This is a genomic window from bacterium, assembly GCA_021372775.1.
GTDB lineage: Bacteria > Acidobacteriota > Polarisedimenticolia > J045 > J045 > JAJFTU01.
This window is the reverse complement of record JAJFTU010000242.1, coordinates 1-10,350: the sequence shown is the minus strand read 5'-3', so window position 1 is coordinate 10,350 and position 10,350 is coordinate 1. Positions and strand designations below refer to the sequence as shown.

Genomic DNA, 10,350 nt, shown 5'->3' with positions numbered 1-10,350 from the left:
CCGGCGATACCCTTGAGTTCTAGGGTTCGACGGCCCCCCGCGACGACCGACCGACGACGCCCCAAGGAACGCGGGCCTTTCGTCCCCGACGCCGAACGACGATCAGTTCCGAGGAAGCAGCAAGATCCCCAGCAACGGAATCAGAAACAGCAGCGCGGTCACGACGTACGCCGCGGGGCGGGCGTAGTTCAGCGTCCAGCCGACGCCGCACCGCTTCTCCACCCAAAGCCGCGGATCGTCCGGATTCACGTAGAACATGCCGCAGCGGTAGAACCCCGCCCGTTCCGCGGGCGCCTGAAACGCCCGCGCGCTCCGCGCGGTCGCCACGATCCCGACGACGATGCAGACCACCCACGCGCCGATCCCGAACTTCAACGACGACGGCGTGAGGATCGGAACCGTCGCCGCCCCGGCCATCGCGATCGTCGTCCCCAACGTGAAGAGACCGCGCAGCGGATGCAGCCCGCCGGCGCGCGCCCGCTCCGGATCGGATTGCGTCCGCGCGACCGCCGCGCCGACGACGAGCGACACGAGCCAGATCGCGAGCGGCAGACCGAAGAGGAGCCACGGGACTTCGGCCTTCGGCTTGAAGCCGTCGGCCCGCCACGCGGCGTTGAAGTGAACCGGCATCGGGTCGGGCAGCCGCGGCGACGCCCACGCCCAGACCCCGCCGAGGAAGGCGAAGCCGGCGGCCGCCCAAAGATCCCAACTCGAGAAGATCGACGGTCGTTCCGCGTCCATCGTCGCGCCTCGCCTCGCCCCGCGGACAGCGTACCGCCGTTCGGAAGCGCCGGACGGCGGCCGCGCGTCGGCCGCGCCGGCCGCGCGCCTCAGCGAATCAGGCCGCGGCACGCCTCCCGCACCAGCGCCGTCATCGCCGTGCGGATCTCGTCCACCGACATCGCCGGATCGACGACGACCCGGTGCGCGAGAACGTGCCCGTTCGCGGCGTCCACGACGAGCAGGCGCAGCTCGACCCCCGAACCCCCGCCCGCGGCGCTCGGCCGCTGCGGCACGATGAAGTCCGGCCGGTCCTCGGGCAGCTTCACCAACTCGCCCGGCGGGATCGGCACGTAGTCCTTCCCGCCCCGTCCGGCGCCGAGCCGCGTCAGCTCCGCGACGACGACCGCCCGCGCCCCGGCGTCGGTCGCCGCGGCGAGCGACGGCCCGAGGCCGAGGTCGGTCCCCGGCGCGAACCGGCCCGAGCGCGTCAGGCGCGCCCGCGCGATCGCGTCGAGCAGCTCGCCGCGCAGCGCGGCGAAGGTCCGCTCCGGCGACCCTTCCTTCACCTCGAGGCTCGCCCCGGCCAGCGTCCGCCGCAGCTCGACCGACAGCTGGTCGGTCAGCGACGCCTGGTCCACCGGCGAGATGTTCAGCACGGTCCGGACCTGCGGCACGAGCACGAGGACGCTCGGCCCGACGCTCTTCGCGCGCTCGAACACCGGCGTCGGGCTGGACGCGCAGCCCGCCGCGCAGACGACGGCCGCGGTCGCGGCGAACGCGGCGACCGCCGAGAACGAGCTTCGGCTCATCGAGGACTCCTCGGCGCGGCCGAACTTCCGCGGTCCCGCCGTCAGGGTGAGGGTACGTTCACAAGCTTGAGGTCGCCGGACGCGAACCGCAAAAACGGCGGCCCGTTCGACCGCGTTTTATTTCGCGGCCGCGCGCCGGCCGCGCGCGTTCCGACCTCGAGGAGCGGCGCCATGGACGAAGCCGGCGTTCTCGCCCGACTCGGCCTTTCCGGAACCGAGCTCCCCGGAGTCGCGGGCGGCCCGCGCCCCGAGCGGGCGGGGGGCGCGCCGCTCGTCTCGCTCGATCCGGCCCGCGGCCGTCCGCTGGGCGCGGTCCGCGCGGCCGACGCGGAGGACGTCGCGCGCGTCGTCGAGCGCGCCGCCGACCGCTTTCGGCGGTTCCGGCTCCTCCCCGCCCCGCACCGCGGCGAACTCGTCCGCGAGCTCGGCCTCCTGATCCGCGGGCGGCGGGACGACCTCGCCGCGCTGATCTCGCTGGAGACGGGAAAGATCCGCGCCGAGGCCGAAGGGGAGATCCAGGAGACGCTCGACGTCTGCGACTTCGCCGTCGGCCTCTCGCGCCAGCTCCACGGCCTGACGATCGCCAGCGAGCGGCCGCGCCATCGGCTGATGGAGCAGTGGCACCCGCTCGGCGTCGTCGCCGCGGTCACGCCGTTCAACTTCCCCGCCGCGATCTGGGCCTGGAACGCGGCGCTCGCGGCGGTCTGCGGAGACACCGTCGTCTGGAAGCCTTCCTCGCTCGCGCCGCTCTGCGCGCTCGCGCTGCAGCGGATCTGCGACGAGGCGATGGCGCGGCGCTCGGCCTTCGGCGTCTTCAACCTCGTCGTCGGCCCCGGGCCGCTCGTCGGCGAGGCGCTCGCCGCCGACAGCCGCGTCGCGCTCGTCTCGGCGACCGGTTCCACCGCGCTCGGCCGGCGGATCGGGACGATCGTCGCCGGGCGGTTCGGCCGGACGATCCTCGAGCTCGGCGGGAACAACGCCGCGATCGTCCTCGACGACGCCGACCTCGACCTCGCCGCGCGCGCCGTCCTCTTCGGCGCGCTCGGCACGACCGGCCAGCGCTGCACGACGACGCGCCGGCTGATCGTCCAGCGCGGCGCGGCCGCCCCGCTCCTCGGCCGGCTCGAGGAGGCCTACGCCGGGCTGAAGATCGGCGATCCGCTCGATCCGACCGTCCACGTCGGGCCGCTCGTCTCCGCCGAGGCGGTCGCCGAGATGCTGGCCGCGCTGGAGCGGGCCCGCGCCGAGGGGTGCGAGGTGCTGCGCGGCGACCGGCGGATCGACCGCCCCGGCTTCTTCGTCGAGCCGGCGATCGTCCGCGCCGACGCCCGCGCCCCGATTCTCCGCGAGGAGACGTTCGCGCCGATCCTCTACGTCGTCGAAGTCGATTCGCTCGAGGAGGCGATCCGGCTCAACAACGACGTTCCCCAGGGCCTCTCCTCGGCGATCTTCACCGACAGCCTCCGCGCCGCGGAGACGTTCCTCTCCGCCGCCGGAAGCGACTGCGGCCTGGCCAACGTCAACACCTGCACGTCGGGGGCCGAAATCGGCGGAGCGTTCGGCGGGGAGAAGGAAACCGGCGGCGGAAGGGAGACTGGCTCCGACGCGTGGAAGGCGTACATGAGAAGGCAGACCAGCGCCGTGAACTTCGGGACCGATCTCCCCTTGGCCCAAGGGGTGAGGTTCCGCGAATGACCGACCGCGGGGCCGGCGCCGGCCGACCGGCGGATTTCCCGCCGGCGGGACGGCCGCGGAAGGCCCCGGAGGGCGCGGCGCCGTTTTGATGCTACGATTCGCGGCGCCCGGTGGTCCGCGCGGCCGCCGGAAGCTACGCGCCGCGCGCCGCCTCGGGACGGGCCGGCCGGCGCGGCTACAGCGCGCGGGAGGATACGTTCAGCTTGATGAAACCCGGCATGCAGGAACGGAACAGCGATGCGCTCCAAGTCCGCGTCAACGAGCGGATCCACTTCAGCCCCGTCCGGTTGATCGACGAAGACGGCCAGCAGCTCGGCGTCGTCCCGGTCGAGGAAGCCCTCCAAATCGCCCAGACCAAGGGACTCGACCTCGTCGAGGTCGCCTCCGACGCCCGCCCCGTCGTCTGCCGCATCATGGACTTCGGCCGCTACCGCTACGAGCAGCAGAAGCGGGCCGCCGCGGCCAAGAAGAAGCAGCACGTCATCGAGATCAAGCAGATCAAGTACCGGCCGGCGATCGACGACCACGACTTCGACACCAAGACCAGCAAGGTGCGCGACTTCCTCTCCGAGGGGCACAAGGTGCGCGTGACGGTGATGTACCGCCGCCGCGAGATGCGCCGGCCCGAAATCGGCGAGGCCGTGCTGCAGCGGGTCGTGGACACGGTCAAGGACGTCGGGCAGGAGGAGGGTTCCTCCCGCGTGGCGATGGGCCGCGACCTGTCGGTCACGATCGCTCCGACGAAGAAGAAGGAATAGCTCGGGGACGCGCGGCGGGGCGGCCCGCCGCGTTCCCGGCACGCCCCGGCGGTCGCGCGGCGATCCGCCGGGATCGTCGTGTCCAGAGACGACGGCGCGCCCCGGCCATCCCGCCGCCGCGGCGCCGTTCCGGCCGCGACGGGGCCGCCGGCCCGCGAGCCCGCGGTCTTCTTCGCGGACGCCCTCCTCAGCGTCCTCCCGAGGCGGTGGCGTGGTCGACCAGCGCCGCGACCGAGGGATCGTTCGAGCGGCGCAGCCGATCGAGCGTCGCCTGGTCGATCTTCGCGAGGTAGCGCGCGGCGCCGACCTCGTCCCCGTCCCGCCGCGCGGCCCAGGCCGCCACGAGATAGAACACCGGGCCCCGCCGCTTCTCGGCCACCAACTCCAGTTCCCGCAGCGCCAGCGACGCGTCGCCGCGCGCGACGAGACGCGCCGCGCCGCGGATCCGCACCGCGGCGGCCATCCGCTCCAGGCCGTCCGCGGCCTTCGCGCGGCGCGCGCGCGGCGCGCCGGGCGCGCAGGCGTCCTCGTCCACGCCGGAGGCCACGCGGCGCGCCGAGGCCAAGTCCTCGGTCGTCGCCGCGGCCAGCGCGGCGCACGAAGACTCGGCGGGATCGCCCTGCGGCGTCGGCGCGGGGGCCGGTCCCGGCGCGGGGCGGAGCGGCACATTCGTCGGCGGGGGGGCGATCCGCCCGCCTTTGGCCGGCGTCTTCGCCGGACGCGGCGCCGGCGCGGGCGGCTCGGCCGCCGCGACCTGCCGCGGCTCGGGCGCCTTCATCGCCTCGACGAGCTTCTCGATCTTCCCGCGCGTCTCGCCGTCGATGCCGAAGTAGCGGCCGCCGGGATCGCGCCGCCCCTTCTCGGCGAGCCACGCCGCCAGTTCCGTCGCCCCCGCCGCGTCGGCGACCGCGCCCCGGCGCGCGAGTTCGGGCACGAGGCGCGTGCGCAGGCAGTCGAGCGCCTCCGGCACCACCTCGCGCACCAGCCGTCCGCGCCATTGGTCCTCGAGCAGGTCGGCGCGGAACAGGTCCGCGCCGCACTCGCGGGGCACGCCGCCGAGCGGGGCCCAGAAGCCGGGAAGGACGCCGCGCAGCCGCGCGAAGGCCGGCTGGGCGATGAGCCACGAGCGCCGCTCCAGCGCGGTGCGCAGCGCGCCGCGCGCCGCCGGAAGCTCGTTCGCCGGCAGGGAGGCGAGGCCCCCCTTCTCCGCCGCCGCGAGCAGCGCGCCGACGACGCGCTCGTCCTCCGGATCGAGGGTCGGACCGGCGTCGAGCGTGGGGAGCCGGCGCAGCAGTTGGATCTCGACGAGCGCGGCGTCGATCGCCGCCTGACGCGCGTCGTCGCGCCAGCGCTCGTCCTTCGCCGCGCAGGCGGCGGGAGCGAGGCGCGCCGCGGCGCGCCGCAGCCGGTCCGCGGCCCCGCGCAGCTCCGCGCGGTCGCGCACCGCCTCGAGCGCCGCGCCGCGCGCCGCCAGCCAGGCGCACCGCGCGTCGTCGTTGCAGTCGCTCCCCTCCAGCGCCTCGTCCTTCTTGCAGCGGTCCGGGAGTTTTCCCAGCGCCTCGACCCACCCGGCGGGCGGTTCGCGGCCGTCGAGCGCCGCGGCGAGATCCGCTTGGCGCAGCGGCGCGACCGAGTCCTTGTCGGCCGCGGCGCGGCCGGGCCGCCAACCCGCGAACGCGGGCCCGCAGAGGACGGCGCACGCCGCCGCGGCGAGGACGATCCTCGTCGCTCGTTCTCCCGGGCGCGGCCCGCGCCTTGCCGCGCGGGCGCCCGCCGCCGCCGCGAGGACGATCCTCATCGCTTCTCCTCCCCCAAGCTCGGATCGGCGCCCAGCAGCCCGTCGACTCCTTTGGCGGCTTCCTCGGGCGACATCTGCGCCGCGCTGCGGTAGAGATCGCCGGCCTTGTCGACCAGGCCCGACGCCCGGTCGAACCGCGTCTTCGGCTGCGGCCCGCGTCCCTCGGAGGCGCCGAGTTCGTCGAGCGCGCGCCGCGCCTCGGCGGCGACGCGGTCGGCCTCCGGCGCGTTCGCGCGCTTCGCCGCCGCGTCGCGGCGGAACCCTTCGAGGCGGCGTCTCTCGCCGTCGAGCGCCGGCGGCAGCGCCTCGTGGATCAGCTTGTCGAGCGCCCCGCTCCTCTCGCCCGCTTCGACCCGTTCGAGCAACATCGCCGCCGCGGCCCGATCGCCGTCCGCCGCGAGGACCCGCTTGTACGCCGCGCGCAGTTCGGCCTCGCCGCGCGACGGGCCGAACGCCCAGAGCGCGCCGACGACCAGCGCGGCGCCGAGCGCGAGCGCGGCGAAGGCGAGGCCGATCCACTTCCACGGCAGGCGCGGCAAGGGGATCCGCGCCAGCGGATTGGACGAGGGGCGGACGATCTGCTTCGCCTGACGACGCGCCTCGCGCAGCAGCGGTTCCGCCTCTTCGGCGAGGCCGAGCCGCGCCGCCTCGCGGCACGGCGCGACCGCGCTCAGCGGATCGCCGCCGGCGAGCAGGCGGCGCGCCTCGTCGAGGCAGCCGAGCGCCTTCGACTCGAGCCGGGAGAGCGCGTCCTCGGCGCGCGCGGCGAGCGGATCGTCTTCGCGTCCCCCTTCGGCGCGCCACTTCTCCAGCGCGCTCCGAAGGGTCGGGATGTGGTCGGCCTGAATCGCGGCGACGAGCCCCACGGCCGCGGGGCTGGGTTCGGCCGCGGCCGGCGCCGCGGCGGGCCGCTCGGAGGGCCGCTCGGAGGGCCGCTCGGCCGGCGCCGCGACGGGCGGCTCGGACGGCGCCGCGGCGGGCGGCTCGGAGGGCGCGAAACCGATCGGCGCGAGGTCGATCGGCGCGACGTGGATCGGCGCCGCGGGCGAGACCGCGTCGGCGAGCGACGTCGGTTCGAACAGCGAGGGCCGTTCCTCTTCCGTCTCGGGCGTGACGGCGTGCGTTCCGTCGAGCTCCGCGCCCATCGTCCACCGTCCGGACGGCTCGACGAGCGAGGTTCTGTCGGGCGCGGCGAACGGCGCGGCCTCGGCCGCCGCGGGCGGGGTCATGCCCGGCCCCTCGGGCGGAATCGCGTGCGGCGCCGCGGGCGGAATCGTTTCCGGCGCCGCAGGCGGAACTGCGTCCGGCGCCGCGGGATGAATCTCCGCCGGCGAGACGACCGGCGGCTCGGGCGGGCCGGAAAGGATCGCCGCGCACGGCTGCGTCGCGTGGACCGCGGCGGCGGGACGCGGCGGCTCGGACACGCCCCATTCCGCGGTTTCCGGCGCGGGAACGCCGTCGGCGCGCGGCGCCTCCTCGCCGGGGCCGGCGCCGGCCTCCGGCGCCGCCGTCCGGACCGCTTCGGCCATCGCGTCCGGCGCCGCGCCCGACTCGGCGAGCCTCGCCGCCGCGGACTCCCCCGCCCGGTCCCCGTCCGCCTCGGCGGGCGCGGCCTCTTCGCGCGGTCGCGGCGGCGCCGCGGAAGGCGTCGGGCCGACGTCCGGCAACGGGGCGGGCATCTCCGAAACGAACGACGGCGCGCGCGGCTCGGGCGCCGTCCGCGGGCCGGCGGGGCCGGTCAGCGTCTCGACCTCTTCCGGACTCATCGCCGACAGGTCAAGCGTCCAGCGAGGCGCCTCGCTCGGCGCCTCGGGCGCCGCGGCGGTCTCTTCGGGCGCGGTCGCGGTTGCTTCGGGCGCCGCGGCGGTCCCTTCGGGCGCGGTCGCCCCGACCTCGATCGGAGGCGCGGCGGTCTCGCGCGCCGGCGCCGCGGACGCCGGCGCCGCGCCCCGTTCCGGCTCGCGCTCGGCGAACAGCTCGGCCGCGGCGCTCGCCGCCGCCTCGAGGGCCTCGACCCGCGGCGCGGCGGCCGGACGACGGCCGGCCTCGCCCCCGCCCGCGTCCCCCGCCGGCGCAGCCGCGCGCGGCGCGGCGGCCGGACGCGCGACGATCCCCTGCTTCGCCCGCTCGTTGACCCGCGACAGCCAGACGAGGTCGCGCGCCTTCTTCTCCTCGAGCGTGCCGCCCCACAGGCCCCAGCCGGCGACCACCGGCCCCGCCTCGGCGAGGACGATCCGGTCGGGGGCGAACTGGCCGTGCGGCCGCCCCGCGCGGTGCGCCGCCCGCAGCTTCCCGCCCAGCATGTCGGCCACGCCGACGCTCGGCGGCGCCCCGAGCGCCATCCGGTCGGAGAGCAGCGGGCCTTCGGGAACCTCGTCCACGACGAGGTGGCCGCACGCCGGGTCGTCGATCAGCGCCCGGCGCGTCCCCCAGAGCGCCTCGAGCGCCGGATCGACGTCGGGGGGCGGCACGCCCGGCGGCAGGCGGAAGAGGATCGCCCGCCCGCGCTCGAGTCCCTGCACGAGAGCCGCCGCCACCCCGCCCATCTCGGCCAAGGGGCGCTCGACGACCCACTCTCCTCCGACGATCGTTCCGACGGCGAAGAACCCGCCCGTGGTCGCGCCTTGCACGAACATCCCTCCCGTGCGCGGCTCGGTCCCGCGCGAAGCCGGCCGCGCCTCTTCCGCGTCCGCGCCGGCGAAGCCGAGGCCGCGCCGTTTCCAAATCCGTCCGCGCCGGCGAAGCCGAGGCCGCGCCGTTTCCAAATCCGCCCGCGCCGTCGCGCCCGCGTCCGCGCGGGCGGCGCGCCCGCGGCTCGGCTCAGGCCCCGAGCGCCAAGCCGGCCCACTCGTCGAGCAGCGCGGGGTGATCGGCCGGCGCCGGCACGCGGACGAACGTCTCGCCGCCGGCCGCCGCGAACGTCTCCGCCCCGCGGATCCCGATCTCTTCCAGCGTTTCGAGCCCGTCGGCGACGAACCCCGGCGTCGCGACCGCGACCCGCGTCGTTCCCCGTCCGGGAAGCGCGGCGAGCGTGCGGTCGGTCGCCGGCTCGAGCCACCGGCCCGGGCCGAAGCGCGATTGATAGCAAACCAACGCCCGTTCCCGCGGCCAGTCGAGCGCCGCGCGGAGCGCCTCCGCGGTGCGTCGGCAGTCGGCGGCGTAGCGCCCGCCCTCGCGGCGGTCGAAGCGGGCCGGAAGCCCGTGGAACGAGGTCAAGAGCGTGAAGCCGTCCGGGCCGTCCGGCAACGCCTCCCGCACCCGCGCCGCGAGCGCGGCGACGTAGCCGGCCCCGTCGCACGGCGGAACGACGAACGCCAAGCGCCCTTCCGCGCCTTCGCGCCGCGCCGCCCGCCGCACCGCGTCCTCGAGCGTGCCGGTCGTCGCCCCGGTCCGCTGCGGGAAGAGCGCCAGGACGACAATCCGCGCCGCCCCGCTCCGCGCGAGCCGCCGCACTTCCTCCGCCGCGGAAGGGACGCCGTAGCGATAGGCCGAAACGACCTCCCAGCGGGGGCCGAGACGCGCCGCCAGCCCCGCCGCGATCCGCTCCGTCTCGACCGCCAGCGGCGAGCCTTCGCGCCGCCAGATCGCGCGGTAGGCGGCCGCGACGCGCGCGGGCCGCCGGCGGAGGATCAGCCCGCGGAGCAGCGGCAGCCAGAACCAGCGCGGCAGGTCCACGACCGCCGGATCGGCGAGGAACTCCCCCAGAAACGCGCGCACGGCCGCTTCGTCCGGCGCGCGCGGAGTCCCCAGATTGGCCACCACCAAGGCGCCGTCAGGCATCGCCGCTCCGTTCCCGCGCGGGACCGCGCGGAGAGGCGTCGTCCGGGCTGGACCGCCGCCGTCCGCCGTGACATTCTCCACCCGATGACGCACGCGACGCATCACGCAGCGCTGATTCTGATCGCCGCCGCCCTGACGGCGTGCGGCGCCCCCGCCCCCACGGCGCGGCCGCCCGCCGCGGCGCCCGGCGCCGGAACGCAGGCGGCCAAGCCCGCCGCGCCCCGCAACGGCCGCGCGGAGCGCGCGCCGGTCCCCTTCAAGCCGCAGCCGTCCTGGCCGCGCGGCTGGAGCGTCGTCGCGCAGGGCGACGCCTCGCCCGCCGCGGGGGTCGTCTGGTTCCGGCTCGAGGCCCCCGGAGGGGACGCCGAGGCGGCGGCCCGCGCGGCGCTCGCGGCCGCCAGGCCGTCGCTCGGAGCGACGGAGGACGAGGACGTCGCCCTCGGCGCGGACGGCGCGGTCGTCGGGCAGGCGCGGGGGGCGAAGGCCTCCGTCGCGCTCCTGGCGCGCGCCTCGGGCGGGCGGACGCAGGTCGAGGTCAATTTCGTGCCGCGCTGACGGCGTGGACCGCCGGCGGCGCCGGAACCTATCTTCGGAGCGGACGCAGAGGACGATGGCGGGCGAGTGGACGGCTAAAGCTCGATGGGCGGCCCTGCGCGGCGACCATGCCGCGGCGGGGGACCTCTATCGGCTCGCCGGCAACCTGCCCCGCGCCCTCGAGATGTACCGCAAGGGGCGGCTGCACCGCGCCGCCGGCGAGGTTTCGGTCCAACTCGGCGACTATGCCGCC

The 10,350-nt window shown here is 76.6% G+C and carries 8 protein-coding genes; 3 read left to right on the top strand and 5 right to left on the bottom strand.

Translation table 11 applies throughout. From position 1 onward, the window contains the following. Positions 1-102: 102 nt before the first annotated feature. Together LLG88_08615 and LLG88_08610 are read right to left on the bottom strand one after the other, a co-directional pair. Positions 103-741, bottom strand: a complete 639-nt coding sequence (locus LLG88_08615) for a DUF5808 domain-containing protein (protein ID MCE5246963.1) — start codon at positions 739-741, stop codon at positions 103-105. An 89-nt stretch (positions 742-830) separates the two neighbouring features. Next, the gene (locus tag LLG88_08610; GenBank protein ID MCE5246962.1) at positions 831-1,532 is read right to left on the bottom strand and encodes a hypothetical protein; all 702 of its coding nucleotides are present in this window, start codon (positions 1,530-1,532) and stop codon (positions 831-833) included. A gap of 171 nt (positions 1,533-1,703) precedes the next feature. Between LLG88_08610 and LLG88_08605 the strand changes: the two genes are divergently transcribed. Next, positions 1,704-3,227, top strand: a complete 1,524-nt coding sequence (locus tag LLG88_08605) for an aldehyde dehydrogenase family protein (GenBank protein ID MCE5246961.1) — start codon at positions 1,704-1,706, stop codon at positions 3,225-3,227. A 206-nt stretch (positions 3,228-3,433) separates the two neighbouring features. Continuing rightward, positions 3,434-3,985 (top strand): translation initiation factor IF-3, encoded by a 552-nt coding sequence (gene infC, locus LLG88_08600; protein MCE5246960.1) that lies wholly within the window; start codon positions 3,434-3,436, stop codon positions 3,983-3,985. A gap of 187 nt (positions 3,986-4,172) precedes the next feature. On the opposite strand, the gene LLG88_08595 is transcribed toward infC, so the two are convergent. From LLG88_08595 to hemH, 3 genes are all read right to left on the bottom strand, one after another. After that, positions 4,173-5,783 (bottom strand): hypothetical protein, encoded by a 1,611-nt coding sequence (locus tag LLG88_08595; GenBank protein MCE5246959.1) that lies wholly within the window; start codon positions 5,781-5,783, stop codon positions 4,173-4,175. Then, a complete protein-coding gene (locus LLG88_08590; protein ID MCE5246958.1) occupies positions 5,780-8,419 on the bottom strand; it encodes a hypothetical protein in 2,640 nt (879 codons plus the stop codon). The genes LLG88_08595 and LLG88_08590 overlap by 4 nt, the downstream gene beginning before the upstream one ends. Before the next feature lie 184 nt (positions 8,420-8,603). After that, positions 8,604-9,563, bottom strand: coding sequence for a ferrochelatase (gene hemH, locus LLG88_08585; protein ID MCE5246957.1), 960 nt, complete (start codon positions 9,561-9,563; stop codon positions 8,604-8,606). Between the two features lie 84 nt (positions 9,564-9,647). Between hemH and LLG88_08580 the strand changes: the two genes are divergently transcribed. Continuing rightward, a complete protein-coding gene (locus LLG88_08580) occupies positions 9,648-10,118 on the top strand; it encodes a hypothetical protein (GenBank protein ID MCE5246956.1) in 471 nt (156 codons plus the stop codon). Positions 10,119-10,350: the final 232 nt, after the last annotated feature.

Coding starts and splice junctions, on each gene's coding strand:
- LLG88_08615 (MCE5246963.1), bottom strand. CDS start 741: ATGGACGCGGAACGACCGTCGATCTTCTCGAGTTGGGATCTTTGGGCG.
- LLG88_08610 (MCE5246962.1), bottom strand. CDS start 1,532: ATGAGCCGAAGCTCGTTCTCGGCGGTCGCCGCGTTCGCCGCGACCGCG.
- LLG88_08605 (MCE5246961.1), top strand. CDS start 1,704: ATGGACGAAGCCGGCGTTCTCGCCCGACTCGGCCTTTCCGGAACCGAG.
- infC (MCE5246960.1), top strand. CDS start 3,434: ATGAAACCCGGCATGCAGGAACGGAACAGCGATGCGCTCCAAGTCCGC.
- LLG88_08595 (MCE5246959.1), bottom strand. CDS start 5,783: ATGAGGATCGTCCTCGCGGCGGCGGCGGGCGCCCGCGCGGCAAGGCGC.
- LLG88_08590 (MCE5246958.1), bottom strand. CDS start 8,419: ATGTTCGTGCAAGGCGCGACCACGGGCGGGTTCTTCGCCGTCGGAACG.
- hemH (MCE5246957.1), bottom strand. CDS start 9,563: ATGCCTGACGGCGCCTTGGTGGTGGCCAATCTGGGGACTCCGCGCGCG.
- LLG88_08580 (MCE5246956.1), top strand. CDS start 9,648: ATGACGCACGCGACGCATCACGCAGCGCTGATTCTGATCGCCGCCGCC.